This window comes from Kribbella sp. NPDC003557, from assembly GCF_040610805.1.
Lineage (GTDB): Bacteria > Actinomycetota > Actinomycetes > Propionibacteriales > Kribbellaceae > Kribbella.
The window spans coordinates 459343-479960 of sequence record NZ_JBEXMY010000001.1 but is presented as its reverse complement, the minus strand read 5'-3'; the positions used below and the strand labels follow the sequence as shown (position 1 = coordinate 479960).

The following is a 20618-nucleotide window of genomic DNA, read 5'->3' as shown; positions in this document are numbered from 1 at the left end:
GGGGGATATCTGCGGAGCACGAGCGAGGCGGTGACGAATCCGAACCGGGCGAGCCCGTCGACAACCTCCCCAAGCCCCTCGGCCTGCGGGACAGCCTGGAACGCGCCCCTGCGCCTAACCGGTCCCCACGGCCACCTCAACTCCGCGAGCACCCTCGGACGTTGGCAAGAAGGCCGCGACCTCCTCGACACGCTGATCAGACCGCGGCCGCGCCGGTAACGCCGTGGCTTCGTGACGCGATGTAGTCACTGTCGTCCTCCGTATCTGCGGCGGGCGGCAAGGGGGGAACCATGTGGAAGGTGACGCTTCGGTATCTGGGGCGTGCGTTGCTGGGGTCGAAGCGGGCCATCGCCGCGGTCGTCGTCGGTGCGTTCGTCGCGGGCACGATCGCGACCGTGAAGTCCTTGATCGAGTCGCGGATCATTTCCGCGGTCGCCGACGTGATGAACGGGAACGGCGAAGGATCGATCTGGTCACGGCGTCTGGGGGACGTCGGGTCGAGTGACTCCGACTGGGTGGTCGATGTGGCGAACCGCTTCTTCAGCGGTATCGAGTTCCGCTGGGGGATCGTCACGTACGTCGTGGTCAGTGTGGTCGCTGTGCTGCTGACCGTCGCGACCACGAGCGCGAGGGAGAACATCTCGCGCCGGCTGTTCTCCGGGCTGTTCGAGGCAGGCATCAACAAGGCGTTCACACGCTCCGCCGTGCCGGTCGACATCGAGGACGAGCCGGGCGGTCTGGCGGGATCGGTACAACAGGGAGCACGCGCGGTGTCCGGCGCGTACGCCTTCCTGGTCGAGGCCGGCCAGTACCTTTTCAGCCTGGTCGCGGTCTTCCTCGTACTCGCGGACGTGCACCCCGGTTTCGCCGCGCTGAGCCTGACGGTGGTTGCCGCGCTGGCCGTGATCAGCTGGCTGCAGGGCCGCCGTCTGAACGAACGCCGCGAGCGGTACGACGACCGCCGTCGTGATCTCTTCGGCTTCACCGGACAGGTCCTGGCGAACCGCGACGTCCTGCTGGCCCACGAGCAGAAGAAGCGGTACGTCGACCGCCTCGGCACCTCGAGCCACGAGCTCGGGACGATCGACAAGGACCTGTCCACGCGCGAGAGCGTGTATCAGGGGTCGGTCAACCTGATCCAGGATCTCGGGCTGATCGCGATCCTCGGGGTGGTGCTGGTCGCGGCCGCGCGCGGCACCAACGTCAACGCGGTCGGCGACGCGTACTTCTACGTCTCGCTCTTCGCCCGGATCATGAACCCGATCCGCAACATGCTCGCCGGGTACGACGACGTGCGGCGGTCGATGTCGACCTCGCGGACCTTGCTGCGCCTGCTCGCGAAGGACGAGGACGCTGCGGTCCAGCCGGCGTCAGCGGAGCCCGCCTCGTCGGGGGAGGCGGAGTTCTCCGCGGTGTCGTTCGCCTACGTTCCCGGGAAGCCGGTCGTGAAGAATTGCTCGTTCACCATTCCGGCGGGTGGTGTCACACTGATCGTCGGCCGTTCCGGGGCGGGCAAGACGACGATCGCCCGGATGCTGCTGAAGTTCCTGACGCCGGACGAAGGCGAGGTCAAGGTCCGCGGCCGTTCGACGAGCTCCTGGGACGGTGAAGAACTGCTGAAGGAGATGAGCTACCTGTCGCAGACCGGCCACGTCATCGACGGAACCGTTCGCGAGAACCTGTTCGTGCCTGACGACGTCGCCGACACCGTACTCGCCGACGCGCTGCGAACAGTCCGGCTGGCCACCACCGACGAGGCCGCGCTGCAACTGCTCGACACCCAGGCGCGGAAGCTGTCCGAGGGCCAGAAGCAGCGGCTGGCCCTCGCGCGCATCCTCGTGGATCAGGCGTCCATCGTCGTACTGGACGAGCCGCTGGCCGGTGTCGACGCGTTCACGTTCGCCGAGGTGCATCGGCCGATGACCGAGTGGATGGCGGATCCGGACCGGACGGTGGTGATGATCAGCCACCGTCTCGAGTTCGTCTCGGCCGCGACGCATCTCATCGTTCTCGGCGAGGACGGCAGCGTGGTCGAGCAGGGCACTCCGGCGGACCTTCGCGCCCGGCCCGGCGGAGTCTTCGCCTCCCTGCTCGACGCCGGCCGCCACGAGCTCGCCGTGGGGGTCACGACCCCCTGAGCGGATCAGCGGACGGCCTGCTGTGCCAGGGCGCTGATCCGCGCCTCGACCTCCGGGGTCATCCTGGTCAGGGCGAAGGCGGCCGGCCACATGGCGTCCTCGTCGAGGTTGGCCTGATCGCTGAAGCCGAGCGTCGCGTAGCGTGCCTTGAACTTCTCGGCGCTCTGGAAGAAGCAGACCACCTTGCCGTCCAGCGCGTAGGCCGGCATCCCGTACCAGAGCTTCGGCGCCAGAGTCGGAGCGCTCGCCGTGATGACGGCATGGACACGCTCGGCCATGACACGGTCCGAGTCCTGCATCTCGGCGATCTTCGCGAGGACGTCTCGCACTGCCTCGGCGGCCTTGTCCGCGCGGGAGCCGCGGCGCGCTGCGGTCTTCTGCTCCTGGGCGTGATCCTTCATCGCGGCCCGTTCCTCGGCCGTGAATCCTTCGTACCTGCTGGTGGCGACGCTGCTCATTTCAGAGTTCTCCTTGTGCGGATGGGTGCTGTCCGGGTCGGGCGAAATGCTTCAGGCGGTGGCGGTCTCCCAGAGGAACCGGTCGGGGTCGGTGAGGGGTCCGGCGTCGCCGCTGAGCACGAGGCGGTGTGATCCGGTGCCGTCCTGGGAGACGCCGGTGTCCTTGGCGAGGGCGTGTCGCGGGTAGAGGGCCAGCGTGACGGCCGACGACGGGGTGTCGAACTCGACGTACTTCCCGCCGAAGCTCTTCGCCACCGCCAGACCGTTCTCGACGTAGAACCGCTTGCTGGCCTTGACGTCGGTCACTCCGAGCAGGAGCGCGACCTGGTCGATGGTGCGGGAGGCCGGGTCGGTGTCCTTCTTCTTCGAGCACGCGACCTTGATGATCGTGCCGTCCGGGGCCTGGACGAAGCCGCCGTAGCCCCAGAAGCTCTTCGTGGCGGGCTTCAGGATCGTCGCGCCGGCGTCGACGGCGGCACCGATGATCGCGTCGACGTTGCCCGGCTGGGACGCGACGATCGACAGGGCGAAACCGCGGAAGCCGGCGCTCGGTGCGTCCGTGCCCCGGACGGTCACGTAGGTGTCCAGGCCGGCGGCCCGGTAGAAGGCGGCGGCGGCCGTCGGGTCGGACGCTTCCAGGATGACTGAGTCGAAGGTGGTCATGGCAGATCCTTTGGGTGAGAAGGGGGTGGTGTGTTTCGGGGACAGCGCCGGAGCGGCGCTCACTGGTCCTGGATGAGCCCGAGGACGTTGCCGTCGGGGTCGACGACGGTCGCCACCAGCCGGCCGGCGCCGACCTCGTGCGCGGCCTCGTTGACGGTGGCCCCGGCCGCGGTCAGCCCGGCCAGCGTCGCCTCGATGTCGGGCACGTGCCAGTACGCCACCGGGGAGGTCATGCCCTGCGGCCCGCCGCCCGGCACCAGCCCGATGTGCTGGCCCTCGGCCTCGAAGCCGACGTAGTACTGCGAGTCGGTCTGCGGCGAGATGCCGAGCAGCGCCGCGTAGACGGCCTTGGCCTTCGCCAGGTCGGACACGGGGTGCAGCACGGTCTTGATGCCGTAAGTGGAAGCGCTGGTCACGGTTACTCCTCTGGTTGTGGGTCCCATCGACCCGCTGTCGTGGTCACAGTCTTTCCGCCGGCCCTACCGGTCCACATCCGTGCTGAGCACGGATCCGCACCACGGATGGCGGGCACGGATCAGTGGTACGGAGCGGTGGTACGGATCGGTGGCACGGAGCGGGTGGGGCAAGATGGGGCGGTGACAGCAACAGTGGAGATCTCGCTGCGCGAAGCCGAGGTCCTGGAACTGGTCGGCGCTCGGCTCAGCAACGCCGAGATCGCGGCCCGGCTCTACATCTCGGTGCGGACCGTGGAGAGCCACGTTTCCTCGTTGCTGCGCAAGCTGGAGGTGCCGGATCGCCGCGCGCTCGCCCAGCGCGCACCGGAGCCGGTCGGTGACGCTCCGGCGCGACCGGAGCCACGGCCGGTACCGGTTCTGCCGGCCCCGTTGACGCCGTTCGTCGGCCGGGTCGGCGAGCAGGCGGAGCTGACCGAGCTGCTCAGGACCCACCGGGAGGTGACCGCGGTCGGGCCGGGGGGAGTGGGCAAGACACGGCTCGCGCTGGCGGTAGCCGCCGAGATCTCCGGTGAGTACGCCGACGGGGTGTGGTTCGTCGACCTCGTCCCGGTCACGGATCCGGGCATGATCGCGACGGCGGTGGCCAGTGCCCTCGGACTCGGCGAGCAGCCTGGCCGTGACACGACCGAGTCCGTGATTGCCGCGCTGGCTGATCGGCAGTCGTTGCTGGTGCTGGACAACTGCGAGCAAGCGGTCGACGGGGTGGCGCTGTTCGTCGAGCGGCTGCTGGCGTCGTGCCCGCGGCTGACGGTACTGGCGACGAGCCGGGCCCGCTTGATGGTGCCGTTCGAGCGCGTGTACCAGGTCCCGCCGATGTCGCTGCCCGGCGACGGCCAGTCGGACGCGGTCGCGCTGTTCCTGGCACGGGCCGCTGCGGCCGGCGCACCGCTGGACCCGGCCTCGCGCGACCAGGTGGTCTCCATCTGTGAGCGGCTGGACGGTATGGCGCTGGCGATCGAGCTCGCCGCGGCGCGGTACCACACGCTCGGCCTCGACGGCGTCACCGCTGCCTTGTCCCACCCGCTCCGGATGCTCACCGGCGGCTTCCGTGCCGACGAACGGCACCGTTCGGTGCGAGCAGCGCTGGACTGGAGCCATGCCCTGCTGGAGCCGGCCGACAAGGCGTTGTTGCGCCGGGTGGCCGTGTTCGTGGCGCCGTTCACGGCCGCAGCGGCGGCGGAGGTGACCGGGGCCGAGGAGTTCCTGGTCGCCGAGGGCCTTGCCCGGCTCGCCGAGCAGAGCCTGCTGGTGGTGACGGCGTCCCCGCGCGGTACGGCGTACCGCGCGCTGGAGACGATCCGCGAGTACGCGACGGAGCGGCTGGCCGAAGCCGGTGAGCTGGCCGACACTCGCTCCCGGCATCTTCGCTGGAGCCTGGCCCAGGCCGACGCGCTGGAGGTCGGCCGCCCGGAATGGCGAGCCGGGTTCGACGCGGTCGCCGACGATCTTCGCGGTGCCTTGGCCTGGGCCGCGCAGGAGCCGGATCGTCGCGCCGACGCCTACCGCGTCGCCTTCACGCTCGCGGAGCTGACCTTCCCCCGCAACCTGATCGGCGAATCCCAGCAACGGTACGAGCAAGCAGCCGCACTGGCCGAGGACCCGGAGCTGGCTGCCTCGGCACTGCGGCAGGCCGCGGCGGTGGCTGGTTGCCGAATGCGCGGCGACGACCTGTATCGCCTGCACGGCGAGGCTGCGGAAGCCGCCTCCAGCGCGGGCGACTCCGCCGGCGCTGCCCGTGATCTCGCGGCGATCGCCACGACGGCGTACCGGTTCTCGACCAAGTTCGTCCGCAAGCTGTCCGTGGAGGAAACGGACTCGCTCGTCGCGCGTGCAGGGGACCTGGCCGGCGACGACCCGGCGGCGCAGGCCACGGTGGCGGTGGCCGAGGCCGGGCAGCTGCTCAGCGGCGCGATCAGCACCGCCCAGGGCCACCCCGGCGCCTCCGTCACGGACACGATCGCGCGCGCCGAACGAGCGGTCGACCTGACCCGCCGGACAGGCGATCCGCTCGAGGAGTCCGTCGCGCTGGATGTCCTGACCGGCGCCCTGAGCTGGGCAGGTGACTCGTTCGCCGCCGCGGCGACGACCCAGCGCCGGATCACGCTGCTGTCGTCCCTGCCGAGCACCCCGGCCGCCACCCACGAGGTGATCGAGGCGCTCGGCGAGGCCGCCGAAGCCAGCCTCGGCACCGGTGACCTGCCGGCAGCTCGCCGTTGGGCAGGACAGCTCGCGGACCATCCACTGCTGGCCGAGGTCGGCCACCGTGCCACGAGTTGGCTGCTGGTCGCCGATGCCTTCGCGGGCAATGTCGAGCAACTGCTCAACGGGAGCGTCCGATTCCTCGACGCGTGGCGACGGGCCGGCCGCCCGGCCGGGTCGTCCCTCGGCCCGGCAGTCGCCGCCGTGGCGATGACGCACGGCGTCCGTGACGACCAGGACGCGCGGCAGGAATGGCAAGAGGTTCTGGATCAGCTCGGCCCCTTGCCCGAGCACACCCACGGCTACGGTGCGGTGTTCGACGCGATGCTCCTGCTGCACCACGGGCAACTGTCCGAGGCGCTGGAGCGGATGTCGCCCGCGCCGCAGCAGGTGTGGAAGTGGGTCACCTGGATCTGGCACCACTGGTACGTCGCGCTGCGTGCCGAGACCGCGGTCCTCGCGCGAACGCCGGACGCCCGCGACCGCCTGGCTGAGGCCCGGACCATCGTGGCCGGCAACCCGGTTGCCGGTGCCATGGTGGCGCGAGCCGCCGCGTTGCTCGACGGCGAGCAGGAGGCGCTGCTCGCCACCGCCGACGCATTCGACGCTGCCGGCTGCCGGTACCAAGCCGCGCGCACCCTCGTGCTCGCGGGCGGCAAGCACGCCGAGCGCGGCACCGCAGCACTCACGACACTCGGCCTCGCCCCGATGGCCCCGGCCGCCTCCTGATCGAGCCCATCCGGTCGCCGACGCGTGCGGCGAGTGTGCGATTCCTTTTGCCTGTACGTCGGGTCAGTACCTCTCGAAAGCCTGACCCAGACGAAGCAGGAGTCCGACGATGAAGTTCAATCTGTTCCTCCCCACCGGATTCGGTAGCGACCTGTCGTCCTTCAGTGATCCGGTGGACGCGGTCGAGCGGATCATCCAGCTGGCGCGGACGGCCGAGTCCGTCGGGTTCTCGGAGGTGTGGCTGCCGGATCATCTGCAGACGATCCCGCCGTCGAACGGCTACTTGTTCGAGGCCTGGACGCTGCTGACCGCGGTGGCCCGCGCGACCACCAGGATCCGTGTCGGCCAGTTGGTGACCGGCAACGGCTACCGGAACCCTGCTCTCCAGGCGAAGATGGCGTCGACGCTCGACGTGCTCTCGGCTGGGCGACTGACCTTCGGTATCGGCGCAGGTTGGTATCAGGCCGACTACGACGCGTTCGGGTACGAGTTCCCGGGTGCGGGCCGGCGCCTTCGCGAGTTGCGCGAGGCCGTGCAGGTGATCCAGTCGCTGTGGACCGACGAGGTCAGCAACTTCACCGGTGAGTTCTATTCGCTGAAGAACGCTTACGTGCAGCCGAAGGGTGTTCAGACGCCGCGCATCCCGCTGATGATCGCCGGCGGCGGCGAGAAGGTGACGCTGCGGATCGTTGCCGAGTTCGCGGACGTGTGCAACCTGATGGCGTCGCCGGCCGACATCGAACGCAAGCTGCAGATCCTCCGCAAACACGCCGCGGACGTCGGGCGTGACGTCCGCTCGATCAAGGTCAGCGCGACGACCGGAGCGCTGATCACCGACACCGACGATGCCGCCCGGGCGCAACTCCACCCGAGCATGGGCGCGTTCTATCCCGGCGACTTCGCCTCGTACCTCCTGTACGGCACACCGGACACCGTCCGGGAACGCGTCGCGGCATACGAGAAGGCCGGCGTCGACGAGCTGGTCGTCGGCTTCCACCACTCGACAGACCCCGAAGCAATCCGCACCTTCGCCAAGACCGTCGGCCTCCGCTCCGACTTCCTGCGACGAACGTAGCGCGGAGCCTTCCCGTCAGAGGCTCCTAGGATGCGGCACACACCTTGGCGATACAGCGAAATCCTTGTCCGCGCAGGAGTTTTCGTCGCTCCGGCCGGGTACTTGAGGTGTACTTTCCGGACGGTCAAAAAGCGGCCTGGGTTTGTGACCTCGCACGAGGAGCAGTCGATGAACCAGGAGCGACCGGCCGACGTTCGGCCGAATCAGCAAGCGTTAGATGTGGGCTGGTTCCGCCAGCAGCTCTGTCACGAGCGTCAGTTCCGTCTGGACCAACTGGTCGGCCTGACCACCGAGCAGACGACAACGCCGTGCTCCGCGGCGGTCGCGGAGGTGCGGGCTGTCTTGGAGGCAGGAGCACGGCGAGCCTTGGCAGAGATCGACGCCGCCCTGCTCCGCCTCGCCGGCGGCGTCTTCGGGGCCTGCGAGATGTGCGGGGAGATGATTTCACCGCACCGTCTCCAGGCGCTACCGACCATCAGGCTCTGTCTACGGTGCGAGCACCGTTCCACGGCGGAATCCGAAGACATCTACCTGTCTCCGTCGTAGGGCAGGACGGTTGCACCTGATCTTGTTAATCCGGTGGCTCGCTCGGACGACCGGACGGGTCGGCTGTGACGTCCTCGGCGGGCGGCGTCTGTCGCCCGTCGTCGCGCTCGGGTCCGGGCGAGCGCTGTCCTTCGACGTGCTCGACCTTGTCGAAGTCCAGAGCGCCCTTGTCGAGGTCGGCGTTCTCCAACGCTTCGTTGATCTCCGTGTCGCTCACTGTTCCGTGCTTGTCGTCCGGATCAGGCAGATCGAAGCTCATGATTACCTCCGGGCCGCAACCCCTGGTGTCGTACGTACTTCGCGCCGAACCCATTCCCGGATGCCAGGACGAGACCCGGCTTTCGAGCTTGGCTGCACTCGGCCTGGCCGTGCGCTGTTCGACGCGAAGCGCTCGATGTGGTGGGCGTCCAAGCGCGGCCCCACCTACGGGTGGTTCGTGCTCCGCGTTCAGGCCTTGCCGGCGCGCGGCCGGCGTGCTCGCGTCGCCAGTGCGTCATGGGGCACTGATGGCTCTTCGTCGGCTGCCGACGGCCGAGCCTCGGGGCAGACGACCGGCTTGCGGACAGGTCCGCCGCCCAGTCGACGGAACTTCCACTGGCGTTCGCCATAGTCGTAATAGGTATCCACGCCGCCGAAAGTCACGATCGACCCTCCCACCCGTTAAGCGCTCATCTGAGCGCAGTTGGTTTCGGGTTCCCTGCGCATTCGACTCTCAAACCTGCCCGCAATGGTTCTTCCGGCTACTTCGCGAGTTGAAGCCGCCCGAGCGGGTACCTGACGGCGGTGGTCCAACAGCCTGGAAGCCCTGGGGAACAACGACTTTCGGACAGCGGTGGACCTGAGTCGTGACAGGAGATCGTCGATGAACCAGGGCATTGGATCACCGGGTAGATCCGCGCTCGACCTGGAGCCGTTCCGGAGGGAGCTGAATCTTCAGAGGCGGTTCCGGCTCGAGCAACTCGGCACGCTGTTCAACGAGGCGAACCTGCCCTGCCCGGCCGCCCAAGCCGAAGTGCGAGCCGTGCTCGCGGCCGGCGCGCAGCAGGCCCTGGCAGAGATCGAGGCCGCACTCGCGCGGCTGTCCAGAGGCCGATTCGGCAACTGCGAACTCTGCGGGAACTCGATCTCCGTACACCAACTGGAGGCGATCCCGACCACGAGATTCTGCCTCCGCTGCGACCACCGCCGGCAAGCGAAGTTCAACTCCGGCAACGAATTCTCGGTGCGTGGCTGAAAGCAACTCCAGCGATCAGTGCGGGAGTTTGCGGGTTTCGATGAGTTGGGTGGCGACGTCGCGAAGTTTGGTGTTGGTGTCTTGGGAGTAGCGGCGGAGGACGGCGAAGGCTTGGTCGTCGTCGAGGTGGTAGCGCTCCATCAGGATGCCCATGGCCTGGCCGACGAGTTTGCGGGCGTCGACGGCTTGGGCGAGGTTGTCCTCGTGCCGGGCGGTGGCGACGGCGATCGAGGCGTGCCGGGCGAGGATGTGTGCGATCGCCTCTTCGTCGCGGCCGAACGCGTCCGGCTGGGTGCTGTAGAGGCCGAGGACGCCGACGGTGCCGGCGGCGGTGGTGAGGGGGACGTCGAGGACGCTGCGGACGCCGAGGTCGAGGACCTTGGCGGCCCACTCGGGCCAGCGGTCGTCGTCGGCGGTGTGGCGGACGTGGATGGTGGAGTGGTCGCGTAGCGCGTCGGCGAGTGGGCCGTTGCCGCCGTTGACCTGGAAGGCGTAGATCTCGGCCACGACCGGGTCGGTGACCGCGGGGATCTCCAGTTTCCGGCCGTTGACGACCAGGGCGACGCCGGCGTGGGAGCAGTCCAGTGCCTGTAACGCGAAGTCCACGACTGCCTGGACGGTTTCTTCCAGGCCGACGGAGTCGTGCAGGTCGAGGGAGAGTTGAGCGAAGCGCTCGGCCGTTGAATCTGCGGATACCTCTAGCAGGGACATGTGCCGCTCCTCCGTCCTGTCGGGTGTCTCGGACTGTGAGCGGACCTGAACCGCGCCCGGAGTCGCAGCGAAGTGGTGATGGGGATCTTCGCGTGCTTCCAGTGAGCCCGTAGCGTCAAGGTAACTTGACGACCTGATCAACGTCAAGCTACCTTGACGGATCGTTGGTGTCAAGCTATCTTGACGTTGTGGCTGGTGATATTCGCCCCCCGGACACGAGAAGCCTCGATGAGCTTCTCGAGGTTCTGCGGATCAGCGATCAACGGGAGTTGTACGAGCGTGGCATCGAGCGGCAGCAGGCAACGGGCCACCCCGTGGCGGCCTTCGCGAGAGCCCTGGCTGATCTGCCGGGCGTGTCCGGCCTGGAGGCGCTGCGCGCGAGTCGGCGGGTCGTGGAGCTGCTGACCGGAGCGCGGTGGCACATGATCCGTCAGGCCCGCGAGGAGGGCTCCAGCTGGAGCCAGGTCGGGACCGCTCTGGGCATGAGCAAGCAGGCCGCGTACGACTTCTACCGCCGCAAGCTCGACCAGCAGGACGAGGCCGCCGCCGGAACCTACAACGAACCCCGCAACCGGGCAGCACTCGGCGACAACGCCGGCCGATGACCGGCCCTCCGCGCGAGCGGGCGGCCCGTGTCGCTCAGGGTTTGAGGGCGCGGGTGGCGTAGTAGCCGGGCAGCCAGCCCGCGGTGGCGTCGGAGTGGTGTGGTGCCTCCTCGAACCCGGTGATGACGAAGCCGGCCGCGAGTTGCCCGCCGAGCTGCTCGGCCATCGTGTGGCTGTACTCCAGCGGGGCGTCGGCTCCCCACAGCCGCTCGCGCTCCTCGGCCGGGACGTGTGTCAGGTCGCTGTACGGAAGGCGGTGGCGGACGACGAGTTCGCCGCGGGTGTCCATGGCCTCGTTGTCGAACAGGTACACGTCAGGGTTCAGGAAGCCACACAGCAGCGCGCCGCCCGGCCGCAGTACCCGGAAGCACTCACGCCAGACGGGGGCGAGCTCGGGCACGAACAGGTTCGAGACCGGGTTGAAGACGAGATCGAACGAGGAGTCGCCGAACTCCGACAGGTCGCGCATGTCGCCCAGCACGGTGCGCAGCTCCAGACCCTCGCGCTCCGCGACCATCTGGTCCTGGGCGAGCTGACGCGGCGAGTTGTCAAAGACCGTGACCCGCGCGCCGGCCGCGGCCAGCGTCGGGCCCTGCTGCCCACCACCTGAAGCCAGGCAGAGGACGTCCACAGCGGACAGGTCGTCGGGGAACCACGCGCGCTCGACCGGCTGGTACCCGATCAGCACGACGGACCAATCACCCGCGCGTGCCCGCGCGACCGTCTCGGGGGAGACCGGGCGCGACCACTCGTTACCGTTCTCGACCTGAAGGTCCCACGCCGCGCGGTTGTGCGCTACCGGATCAACGCTCACGCGCACACGGTAGCTGAACGCACGTGTCCTACTCTCGTGGATATAGCGCCAACACCCCGGGGCTGCGATGACCGACGCGCTCGTCGAGACCAAGTTCTTCCCGCCCGCGCCACGGGCCGGTCTCGTCGCGCGGGCACGGCTGGACGAGGGCCTGACTCGGGGCGGTCGACTGGTTCTGGTTTCGGCGCCGGCAGGGTTCGGCAAGACCACCCTGCTGGGACGGTGGATCGGCAACCACGCCGCCTCGGCGGGAGCGACAGTCGCGTGGGTCGCTCTCGACGAGGGCGACCGCGAGGCCTCGTCGTTCTGGACGTACGTCGTCACCGCCCTGGACCGTGCCGTTCCAGGCGTCGCTGCCAGCGCCCTGCCGCTGCTGCAGGCCGGGCAGACTCCAATCGAGACAATGCTGACCGTGGTTCTGAACGAGCTGAGCGTTCGATCGGACGAGGTCATCCTGATCCTGGACGACTACCACCTCGTCGACAGCCCCGGCCTCCGGCCGGCGATGACCTTCCTCCTCGATCATCTGCCTCCGCAGGTGCGGCTGATCATCAGCACCCGAGCAGACCCCGGCCTGCCGCTGGCACGCCTGCGCGCACGCGGCGAGCTCCTGGAGATCCGCGCCGCCGACCTTCGCTTCACCCTCGCTGAGGCGGTCAGTTACCTCAATGACGTGAACGACCTGCGGCTGTCCGCCGAGGACATCGCGTCACTCGAGGAACGCACCGAAGGATGGGCCGCGGCATTGCAACTCGCGGTCCTGTCACTGCGCAGTCGCGGCGACGCCGCCGACTTCATCGCCGGCTTCGCCGGAGACGATCGCTTCGTCGTCGACTACCTCGTGGAAGAGGTTCTGGACCGCCAGCCCGATGCGGTCCGGCGGTTTCTGCTGGCGACCTGCATTCTCGACCGTCTCACCGGACCCCTGTGCGATGCAGTGACCGGCGAACACGACGGCAAGGCGATGCTGGAGCGGCTCGACCGCGCCAATCTCTTCCTGGTCCCGCTCGACGACCAGCGACGCTGGTACCGCTATCACCACCTCTTCCGCGATGTCCTCCACGCCCATCTGACCGATGAGGACATCGACGTCGCAGAGCTGCATCGACGCGCTGCCGACTGGTACGGCGGTGACGGCCGGCCGGAGCCGGCGGTCCGGCACGCGCTCGCGGCCGGTGACGTCTCGCGGGCGGCCGACATGGTCGAGCGCGCCGTACCGGAGCTGCGCAAGAACCGCCAGGAGCACACCTTGTGCCGGTGGATCGACGAGCTTCCCGACGACGTGGTCGAGCGCCGGCCCGTGCTCGCGATGGGGTTCGTCGGCGCGCTGATGGCCGGCAACGAGTTCGGCGACGTCGAGCGCAGGTTGCGCCACATCGAGCAGCTGTTGGACGGACCCGAAGAGACCGTGGTCGTCGACGAGCTTGAACTCGCCCGGCTGCCTGGCGGTATCGAGCTGTACCGGGCCGCGCTGGCACTGATCGGAGGCGACCTCAGCGGTACCTCGGCGCACGCCCGCTCGGCGGTCGACCGTGCGCCCGAGCACGACCACCTGACCAGGGCTTCGGCCGAGGCGCTGGCCGGAATCGCCTCCTGGACGGCGGGCGACCTCGAGGCCGCACACCGCAGCTACACCGCCGCGGCCGACGGGCTCCACCGGGTCGGCTACGTCGCCGACGTACTCGGGTGCTCCATCACGCTCGCCGACCTCGAGATCACGCAAGGAAGGCTGCGGCAGGCGCAGCGGACCTATGAGCGCGCCATCGAGCTCGCAGCCGGCCACGACCCCGACCTACGCGGGATCCGGGACATGTACGTCGGTCTGAGCCAGGTGGCGCTGGAGCGCGGCGATCTGACCAGTGCCATCGAGCACCTGAGACAGGGCGATCAGTTCGGGGAGCAGTTCGGCCTGCCGCAGAACCCGTACCGATGGCGGGTCGCGATGGCCCAGGTCCGCGAGGCCGAGGGTGATCTCGACGCGGCGCTCGGGCTGCTCGCCGAGGCCGAACGGGTGTACGTCGGCGACTTCGCGCCGAATGTGCGACCGATCCCGGCACTGCGCGCACGAATGCTGGCTGCGCACGGGGAGGTGGCCGCCGCCTTCGACTGGGCACGCCAGCGCGGCGTCTCCGTGCACGACGAGGCGTCGTATCTGAGCGAGTACGAGCACGTGACTCTCGTCCGGGTCCTGCTCGCGGACGGATCGCGGCTGCAGGACGCCATCGGGCTGCTCGAGCGACTCATCGCCGTGGCCGAGGACGGCGGTAGGCAAGGCACCCTCATCGAAGTCCTGACCCTGATGGCGCTTGCCCAGCATGCGACGGGCGACGACAAGGAAGCACGGGCGGTGCTGGAACGCGCGCTGACTCTGGCCGAGCCCGAAGGCTACGTGCGGGTCTTCTCCAGCCAAGGGCAGCCGATGGCCGAGTTACTCGCTGCCTTGGACCCTGGCCGGCCGTACGTACGGCGACTCCTGGACGCCTGCCCGGGTGCGGCGGCCGTGCCCGCCCCGCGAGATGGGTTGATCGAGCCGCTGACCGAGCGTGAGCTGGATGTCCTGCGGATGCTGGCCGGAGATCTCGACGGGCCGTCGATCGCCCGCCGGCTCGTCGTGTCGCTCAACACGGTGCGGACCCACACCAAGAACATCTACGCCAAGCTCGGCGTCAACAACCGCCGTGCCGCGGTCCGCCGGGCGCACCAGCTCAACCTGCTGTCCCAGCGCCGCTGAAGAGATCATCACCGAGTTCACCAGATGATGTGAGGCCCTCTCACCACATCGGCTCCTAGTTTGCGGGTATCGAACAAGAGGAGCACCCCGTGAACAGCACGCCGCAGTGGTACGAGATCCGCCTCCGGGGGCGCCTCGATCCGCGGTGGTCGGCCTGGTTCGACGGGCTCGCCCTCACCGCCACCGCCAACGGCACCACCACCATCAGTGGCCCTGTCGTGGACCAGGCCGCCCTGCACGGGCTGCTGCAACGGCTCCGCGACCTCGGCCTCCCCCTCCTCTCGGTCGCCCAGGTGGAGCCCGATCCGCACTCCAACCCAGAAGATCCGCACGACCCGACGACCGGAGACAGCCATGACCACCACCGCACGACCCACGACAGCGACCAGTGACCCGACCCGCAATCACGCCCGCGCAGCCGGCATCTTCTACCTGCTCACGTTCGCGGCGTCGCTGCCCGCCTTCGCCGTCATCGGCTCGGCGGTCAACCCGGACCTCACCGTCGCCGCCGGGCACGACACCCAGCTCCTGTCGGCCGGCTTCCTGGACTTCGTCACCGCCCTCACCGGCATCGGCAGCGCCGTGGCCCTGTTCCCGGTCCTGAAGCGCCAGAACCAGTCCCTCGCGCTCGGCTTCGTCACGTCACGGCTGCTCGAGGCCGCCATCATCATGACCGGCGTCGTCAGCCTGCTCGCGGTCGTCACCCTGAACCAGAACGGCACCGGTACGACGGCAACCAGCCAGGCGCTCGTGGCCGTCCGCGACTGGACGTTCCTGTTCGGTCCGGGGTTCATGGCCAGCATCAACGCCGTACTGCTCGGCACGCTGATGTACCAGTCGCGGCTGGTCCCGCGGATCATCCCCACCCTGGGACTCGTCGGTGCGCCGCTGCTGTTCACCGCCAACGTCGCGACCGTGTTCGGCCACAACGAGCAGACCTCGGCCGTCACGATGCTCGCCACCGTCCCGATCGCCTGCTGGGAGCTCTCGGTCGGCGGCTGGTTGGCCTTCAAGGGCTTCAAGCCGGCGCCGGTCACCGCCGGTCTTACCAAGGTCGACTGACTTCCCCGGTGCGGTCCACCGCCGATGGCGGTGGGCCGCATTCGCCTGGATGATCGCTGCTGTGAGGGAACCGGACCGGGTCGGGTGGGGCTTCGTCTCGCGCTATGCCCTGGCATCGATGGGCACATCGCTGGTGTTCCTGGCTCCCTTGCTGGTCACCCTGGCGCTGAAGGTCAACTCGCTCGTCGGGATCGAGCAGGCTCCGAGAAGCCTGGCACTCGTCGCCGGGACCGGATCCGTCGTGTCGATGATCGCGAACCCGTTCTTCGGCAAGCTGAGTGATCGCACGTCCTCGCGACTGGGAATGCGCCGGCCGTGGATGGTCGCCGGCCTGGGCGGCGGGTGCGTCGGCATCCTGATCGTCGCGCTGGCACCCACTGTCGCCGTCGTCCTGGCCGGATGGTGCCTCGCGCAACTCGCCCTGAACGCTCTGCTCGCCGCTCTGGTGGCCGTCCTGCCGGACCAGGTCCCGGTCACTCAACGCGGCTCGGTCGCGGGATTCCTCGGCATCGGTCTGCCCGTCGCGTCGGTGACCGCGACCTATCTGGTCCAGCTGTTCACCGGGAACCGGCTCCTGATGTTCCTGGCTCCGTGCGCGATCGGTGGGTTCTTCGTCCTGCTCTTCGCGGTCACCCTGACGGATCGCCGGCTCGACCCGGCGGACAAGCCGCCCTGGTCGGTCCGGGAACTGCTCAGCACCTTCTACTTCAACCCACGCACGAGCCCCGACTTCGCCTGGGCGTTCACCAGCCGGTTCCTGCTGGTGCTGGCCTACGCCTTCCTCGCCACCTACCAGGCCTACTACCTGCTGGACCAGATCGGCAGCCCGGAGGCCGACGTACCGCATCAGATCTTCCTGGGCACCCTCGTCCAGTCCGTCGTGCTGATCGCCGCATCCCTCGCCGGTGGCTACGTCTCGGACCGGACCGGCCGGCGAAAGATCCTCGTCGTCACCGCGTCGATCCTGTACGGCGCCGCGATGTTCGTCATCGCCGTCTCCGACACCTTCACCGGCTACCTCGTCGGCATGGCGATCAGCGGACTCGGCTTCGGCCTGTACGTCGCAGTCGATCTCGCTCTCGTTGCCGACGTACTCCCCGACCGTGCCACCGCTGCAAAGGATCTGGGCGTCTTCAACATCGCCAGCGCCCTCCCGTTCTTCGTCGCCCCCGCTCTCGCGCCAGGAATCCTGGCCCTGGGCAACGGCAGCTACGCCGTCCTCTACACAGCGGCGGGATCGTCGGCCACGCTGGGAGCTGCCGCGATCCTCGGTGTGAAGCGGGTCAGATGACAGAAGGGCGGGCGACCGGCGTTCGCCGGCCGCCCGCTCGCGTCATCTGAGCCCGAAGGCCCGGACGATCGTCTGGCTGATGCCGCCGCCGTTGCGCTGCTTGGCGGTGACGCGCACCGACACCTGCCCGGCCCGCGACGGTGCCTGCAGCCGTGTCTCCCAGCTGCCCTTGCTCTCCTTCAGTTGCAGCCGTTGCCAGGTCGCTCCGTCGTCGTACGAGACCTCCAGCCCGACCGAGACGACCGCGTCCTGCCGGGCATTGCTGCCCAGCACCACAGGCTTGACGGCGAAGACCGAGTTCCGCTTCGCCCGCCCTGCCGCGTCGACGTCCACGCCGTAGTCGAGCTGGGCCAGCGGCAGCGGCTGGTTCTCCGCCTCCCCTGACGTGAAGCTCCACTCGGTGTGCGTGCTCGTCGAGTACGGCGTCAGCTCGGCGTTCCCGACGGTGTCGGCCACCAGCCGGTACGGCCGCTTCTCCGGCGCCAGGTCGCCGACGCCGAAGTCCGGCCGCGGGCCGCTCCCGACCAGCTTCTCCTCGCCCTGGTACAGCGCGAAGCTGCGCGTCATCAGCGAGTCGCCGCTGTGCGCGGACCCGCCGTCACCGAACCCGGCGACCATGCCGCCCATCGCGTTGCCGACCCGGTGCGGGAGCTCGAACTCGAGCATCCGCGGCCGCACGATCGGACCGAACCAGCGCTGGCTCTGCACGCTGCCCGGCTGGTAGCTCGTGATGTCGGTGAACGTCGCCCAGCCGTTGATCGAGGCGTACTGCTGCCACTTCGCGCCCGCCGACACCCAGTCCGTCCGGTGCCCCACCGCGGGCTTCGCCGGGAACCGCGGTACCCGGATCGACCCGAACACGGCGTACGGGAAGGCGGCCGGGAAGTGCTCGTACGCCGGGCTGTCCTCGCGGCTCTCCAGGACCTGCTGCCCGTTCGGGGGAGCGAAGTCGTTCTCGATCCGGGCGAGGCTGCCGGGGTCCGTGGCCGCGGACGGGTCGTCGGGGACCTTGCCCTGGTGGTAGTCGACCAGGTCGTACAGGTACGACGGCACCGGGTTGGCCGTGACGGTCAGCTCGGTCCGGCGTGTGCTGAGCTTCTTGATCAGCGCCTCGCCGTCGTCGAGGGTGAGCGACGCCGTCGGGATCGGGCCGAGGGTCCGGCCGTCGGCTCCGCCGTACCAGTCGTTGTAGCGGCCGATGCCGTCGTTGACCACGAGCAGCATGGCCGCGCCGGCGGCGTGCGCCGCGGCGGCCCGGTCCGCGGGCGGTACGTCGATGCTGTTGCGGACGACGACCGCCTTGCCGCGCACGGCCAGACCGGCGTACTCGCCGGGCGTGCCCGTACCGGCGAAGACCGCCTGGACGCGCGTCGTGCCGGCGCGGAACGCCGGGGAGCCGGGCTGGACGAGCAGCGAGTCGTCGAGGCTGCGGCCGTCGTAGCTGATCGTCAGCGGCGTCTGCTCGGCCCGGAACCGGGTGGTCAGCACGAAGCTGCCGGTGCGGACCTTGTCCTTCGTCGGCAGTGCCCAGAAGCTGTCGTACTCCGGCGGCGGCATGAAGATCTCGTGCAGCGCCGCCGTGTCGTTCGGGGTCGGCTGCGCCGAGGTGAACGACCGGAAGAGGTCGAACCTGCTCGTGGTAACGGTCGTCGGCTTGGGCGTCTCGACCTTGATCGGACGGCTCTGCGACGCGTCCAGCACCACGGTCCGGTCTGCGGTCAGGTCGACCTCCGGCGCGGTCAGGAAGGCCAGGCCGAGCGAGTGCGGGCCGTTGCTGCCGGGGACATCCAGGGTCGAGACGATCGTGTACGAGCCGGGCGCCCAGCGGCTGGTGAGCTTGCCGTCCGTTGCCCACAGCACGGTGGACTTCCCGTCCGCGCCGGTGACCTCGACCTCACCGCTGACCGGCTTGCCGGCCTGGTCCTTCAGCTGGACGTTCAGGTTGTACTTCTTCGGCTCGACGGCCAGCCCGACGGCCGTGTGCACGGTGCCGGTCGGGGAGGTCGCGATGACCTGGGCGGCGTACTGCCCGGGAGCCAGGCCGTTCGGGTCGGCCGTGAAACCGACCGCGGCGGTGCCCTTCGCCGGCACTGTCACCTGGGTCGCGGCGAGGCGGAAGATCCCGGCGCGGTCGGTGGACAGCTGCAGCGTAAGGGGCTCGTCTGTGGTGTTGCGGTAGCTGATCTGCCGCTCGACCGGCGTCCGGTCCGGCTTCGGCGACCACTGGACGAGCCCGGCGTCGACCGATCCGGTGGCGGTGAGCTGACCGTGCAGCGAGGCCGCCGCAACGTCGACGCGCCCGGTCCCGGCCTGGTACGGCGTGTAGGCGGGCGTCAGCTTGCTGGTGCTCATCAGCGCGTCCTTGAGCTGCTGCCCGGTCCAGTCAGGGTGCTGCGCGGCGAGCAGGACGGCCGCGCCGGCGACGTGCGGAGCCGCCATCGACGTACCGCTGTCCGTCCGGTAGTAGCCCTCACCGCCATCGTTCATGTACTGCGACCGCGCGGCCAGCACGTCGACGCCAGGTGCGGTCAGGTCGGGCTTGAGGCCGTCGTCCATCAGCCGCGGGCCGACGCTGGAGAAGTCGGCCAGCTGATCCGAACCGTCCACCGCGCCGACGGTCAGGGCGGCGTCCGCGGTACCAGGTGAGCTGACGCTGTACGGGCTGCTGCCTGAGTTGCCCGCGGCGATCACGAACAGGGCGCCGGTCTCGGCGCTCAGCTCGTTCACGGCCTGACTCAGCGGATCGTCCTGGGTGTGCCAGGCCGGCGTCCCCAGGCTCATGTTGATCACCTTGGCGTGCTCGGTCCGCGCCGCCCACTCCATCCCGGCGATGATGCCGGAGATCGGACCGGAGCCGCTGTCGCCGAGCACCTTGCCCACGATGAGATCGGCGTCCGGTGCGACACCACGCTCCGTGCCGTCCGAGGCCGCGCCGGTACCGGTGACGGTCGACGCGGTGTGCGTGCCGTGACCGTTGCGGTCGACGATGTCCTCACCGGCCACGAAGCTCTTGGTCGCCACGATCCGCGGTGCCAGGTCCGGGTGCCCCAGGTCCACACCGGAGTCCAGCACCGCGACCCGCACGCCCGTGCCGGTCGCGCCCGCTGCCCACGCCGCGGGCGCGCCGATCTGTGTGGTGGTGTCCGCGAGCATCGCCCGCGCCTTGCTGTCCAGCCAGACCTTGCCGATCCCCGCAGCGAAGGACGGCGCCGCGGCGCTGCTCGCCTTCGCCCGCAGGCCGCTCTGCCCGGTCAGCGCCGACCAGAGCGCGGCAGCTTCCGCCTTCTTGGCCTTGACGGCCGCGCCGTCGACCGACGGCAGGTCAAGCGTGGTGGTCGTGCCCGGCAGCGCCGAGCGGCGCGCGGACTTGGCGGCCACGCCGGCCGAGCCCGTGACGACCAGCGGGAGGTCCTTGCTCCGGGCGTTGTCGTACCCCTGGGCCACCAGCTCGCTGACGTTGAACAGCTGCTTGTCGAGCTGCCCTGTCGCCACGTACGGCATCGCGGCGCCGGGGAAGACGAACGTGTCGCCGTTCTCGACGCTGATCCGTACCGGTCCGGTCGACCGCGGAGCGCGTACGACAGCCTGCACCGACACGGCGCGGCCAGGACCGGGCGCGACGGTGACCTTGTCGCCGGTGATGAGCGTTAGGTCGAGAGGTGTCCCTCCTGTCGCGGCCGCGCCGCCGGCTGTGGGGAGTGGTGGGGGAGGTTCGGCGCCGGCCGTCGTCGGGGTGGCGAGACCGGCGACCAGGAGAAGCGCAGCGGCCGGCACGAGCAGCCGACGGGCAGAAGAACGCATGGTGTCCTCTCGGTGGTCTGGGGTGACCGAATCTGATCAGCACCGGGGACACGTGTAAACGAATTGCCCGTTTTCGCCAGCAACA

18 protein-coding genes are annotated in these 20618 nt (G+C 69.3%); 11 read left to right on the top strand and 7 right to left on the bottom strand.

Annotated elements, in window-relative coordinates; translation table 11 throughout:
• The first annotated feature begins 30 nt into the window (after window positions 1-30).
• A complete protein-coding gene (locus ABZW60_RS02340) occupies window positions 31-219 on the top strand; it encodes an alpha/beta hydrolase (RefSeq protein ID WP_355473176.1) in 189 nt (62 codons plus the stop codon).
• An 80-nt stretch (window positions 220-299) separates the two neighbouring features.
• Window positions 300-2138 carry an ABC transporter ATP-binding protein gene (locus ABZW60_RS02335; protein ID WP_355473174.1) on the top strand — a complete coding sequence of 613 codons (1839 nt, stop codon included), beginning with the start codon at window positions 300-302 and terminating at the stop codon, window positions 2136-2138.
• A 5-nt stretch (window positions 2139-2143) separates the two neighbouring features.
• On the opposite strand, the gene ABZW60_RS02330 is transcribed toward ABZW60_RS02335, so the two are convergent.
• From ABZW60_RS02330 to ABZW60_RS02320, 3 genes are read right to left on the bottom strand one after another with little or no spacing between them, the layout of a single operon-like run.
• The gene (locus ABZW60_RS02330) at window positions 2144-2596 is read right to left on the bottom strand and encodes a DUF1801 domain-containing protein (RefSeq protein ID WP_355473173.1); all 453 of its coding nucleotides are present in this window, start codon (window positions 2594-2596) and stop codon (window positions 2144-2146) included.
• A 51-nt stretch (window positions 2597-2647) separates the two neighbouring features.
• Window positions 2648-3259 (bottom strand): glyoxalase, encoded by a 612-nt coding sequence (locus ABZW60_RS02325; protein ID WP_355473172.1) that lies wholly within the window; start codon window positions 3257-3259, stop codon window positions 2648-2650.
• A gap of 59 nt (window positions 3260-3318) precedes the next feature.
• Window positions 3319-3675, bottom strand: a complete 357-nt coding sequence (locus tag ABZW60_RS02320; RefSeq protein ID WP_355473170.1) for a VOC family protein — start codon at window positions 3673-3675, stop codon at window positions 3319-3321.
• 180 nt (window positions 3676-3855) lie between these two features.
• On the opposite strand from ABZW60_RS02320, the gene ABZW60_RS02315 reads away from it, so the two are divergent.
• The 3 genes from ABZW60_RS02315 (at window position 3856) to ABZW60_RS02305 (ending at window position 8284) form a co-directional block, all read left to right on the top strand.
• On the top strand, window positions 3856-6663 hold the full coding sequence (locus ABZW60_RS02315) for a LuxR C-terminal-related transcriptional regulator (RefSeq protein WP_355473169.1): 2808 nt from the start codon (window positions 3856-3858) through the stop codon (window positions 6661-6663).
• Between the two features lie 109 nt (window positions 6664-6772).
• Window positions 6773-7738: a TIGR03560 family F420-dependent LLM class oxidoreductase gene (locus ABZW60_RS02310; RefSeq protein WP_355473167.1), complete on the top strand. Its 966-nt coding sequence runs from the start codon at window positions 6773-6775 to the stop codon at window positions 7736-7738.
• Window positions 7739-7906: 168 nt separating this feature from the next.
• A complete protein-coding gene (locus tag ABZW60_RS02305; protein ID WP_355473165.1) occupies window positions 7907-8284 on the top strand; it encodes a TraR/DksA C4-type zinc finger protein in 378 nt (125 codons plus the stop codon).
• A 25-nt stretch (window positions 8285-8309) separates the two neighbouring features.
• On the opposite strand, the gene ABZW60_RS02300 is transcribed toward ABZW60_RS02305, so the two are convergent.
• Window positions 8310-8543, bottom strand: a complete 234-nt coding sequence (locus ABZW60_RS02300; RefSeq protein ID WP_355473163.1) for a hypothetical protein — start codon at window positions 8541-8543, stop codon at window positions 8310-8312.
• A 603-nt stretch (window positions 8544-9146) separates the two neighbouring features.
• On the opposite strand from ABZW60_RS02300, the gene ABZW60_RS02295 reads away from it, so the two are divergent.
• Window positions 9147-9518 carry a TraR/DksA C4-type zinc finger protein gene (locus tag ABZW60_RS02295; protein WP_355473161.1) on the top strand — a complete coding sequence of 124 codons (372 nt, stop codon included), beginning with the start codon at window positions 9147-9149 and terminating at the stop codon, window positions 9516-9518.
• A gap of 15 nt (window positions 9519-9533) precedes the next feature.
• Here the strand turns inward: ABZW60_RS02295 and ABZW60_RS02290 are convergent, their stop codons facing one another.
• Complete coding sequence (locus ABZW60_RS02290; RefSeq protein WP_355473159.1) at window positions 9534-10229, bottom strand: GAF and ANTAR domain-containing protein; 696 nt, start codon at window positions 10227-10229, stop codon at window positions 9534-9536.
• Between the two features lie 269 nt (window positions 10230-10498).
• On the opposite strand from ABZW60_RS02290, the gene ABZW60_RS02285 reads away from it, so the two are divergent.
• Window positions 10499-10834 carry a hypothetical protein gene (locus tag ABZW60_RS02285; protein ID WP_355473157.1) on the top strand — a complete coding sequence of 112 codons (336 nt, stop codon included), beginning with the start codon at window positions 10499-10501 and terminating at the stop codon, window positions 10832-10834.
• A 34-nt stretch (window positions 10835-10868) separates the two neighbouring features.
• On the opposite strand, the gene ABZW60_RS02280 is transcribed toward ABZW60_RS02285, so the two are convergent.
• On the bottom strand, window positions 10869-11648 hold the full coding sequence (locus ABZW60_RS02280) for a methyltransferase domain-containing protein (RefSeq protein ID WP_355473156.1): 780 nt from the start codon (window positions 11646-11648) through the stop codon (window positions 10869-10871).
• A 67-nt stretch (window positions 11649-11715) separates the two neighbouring features.
• Between ABZW60_RS02280 and ABZW60_RS02275 the strand changes: the two genes are divergently transcribed.
• The 4 genes from ABZW60_RS02275 to ABZW60_RS02260 all read left to right on the top strand — a co-directional run bounded on the left by ABZW60_RS02275 (window position 11716) and on the right by ABZW60_RS02260 (window position 16732).
• Window positions 11716-14379 (top strand): LuxR C-terminal-related transcriptional regulator, encoded by a 2664-nt coding sequence (locus tag ABZW60_RS02275; RefSeq protein WP_355473154.1) that lies wholly within the window; start codon window positions 11716-11718, stop codon window positions 14377-14379.
• Window positions 14380-14468: 89 nt separating this feature from the next.
• Window positions 14469-14771, top strand: coding sequence for a hypothetical protein (locus ABZW60_RS02270; RefSeq protein ID WP_355473152.1), 303 nt, complete (start codon window positions 14469-14471; stop codon window positions 14769-14771).
• Window positions 14734-15441, top strand: coding sequence for a DUF4386 domain-containing protein (locus tag ABZW60_RS02265; protein WP_355473150.1), 708 nt, complete (start codon window positions 14734-14736; stop codon window positions 15439-15441). Before ABZW60_RS02270 ends, ABZW60_RS02265 begins: the two co-directional genes overlap by 38 nt.
• Window positions 15442-15502: 61 nt before the next feature.
• Window positions 15503-16732: an MFS transporter gene (locus ABZW60_RS02260; protein ID WP_355473148.1), complete on the top strand. Its 1230-nt coding sequence runs from the start codon at window positions 15503-15505 to the stop codon at window positions 16730-16732.
• Window positions 16733-16774: 42 nt separating this feature from the next.
• On the opposite strand, the gene ABZW60_RS02255 is transcribed toward ABZW60_RS02260, so the two are convergent.
• Window positions 16775-20533: a S8 family serine peptidase gene (locus ABZW60_RS02255; RefSeq protein ID WP_355473146.1), complete on the bottom strand. Its 3759-nt coding sequence runs from the start codon at window positions 20531-20533 to the stop codon at window positions 16775-16777.
• Window positions 20534-20618: the final 85 nt, after the last annotated feature.

Excerpts from the sequence above, each read along its gene's own strand:
- ABZW60_RS02330 (WP_355473173.1), bottom strand. The coding sequence starts at position 2,596 with ATGAGCAGCGTCGCCACCAGCAGGTACGAAGGATTCACGGCCGAGGAA.
- ABZW60_RS02325 (WP_355473172.1), bottom strand. The coding sequence starts at position 3,259 with ATGACCACCTTCGACTCAGTCATCCTGGAAGCGTCCGACCCGACGGCC.
- ABZW60_RS02310 (WP_355473167.1), top strand. The coding sequence starts at position 6,773 with ATGAAGTTCAATCTGTTCCTCCCCACCGGATTCGGTAGCGACCTGTCG.
- ABZW60_RS02305 (WP_355473165.1), top strand. The coding sequence starts at position 7,907 with ATGAACCAGGAGCGACCGGCCGACGTTCGGCCGAATCAGCAAGCGTTA.
- ABZW60_RS02300 (WP_355473163.1), bottom strand. The coding sequence starts at position 8,543 with ATGAGCTTCGATCTGCCTGATCCGGACGACAAGCACGGAACAGTGAGC.
- ABZW60_RS02295 (WP_355473161.1), top strand. The coding sequence starts at position 9,147 with ATGAACCAGGGCATTGGATCACCGGGTAGATCCGCGCTCGACCTGGAG.
- ABZW60_RS02290 (WP_355473159.1), bottom strand. The coding sequence starts at position 10,229 with ATGTCCCTGCTAGAGGTATCCGCAGATTCAACGGCCGAGCGCTTCGCT.
- ABZW60_RS02275 (WP_355473154.1), top strand. The coding sequence starts at position 11,716 with ATGACCGACGCGCTCGTCGAGACCAAGTTCTTCCCGCCCGCGCCACGG.
- ABZW60_RS02265 (WP_355473150.1), top strand. The coding sequence starts at position 14,734 with ATGACCACCACCGCACGACCCACGACAGCGACCAGTGACCCGACCCGC.
- ABZW60_RS02255 (WP_355473146.1), bottom strand. The coding sequence starts at position 20,533 with ATGCGTTCTTCTGCCCGTCGGCTGCTCGTGCCGGCCGCTGCGCTTCTC.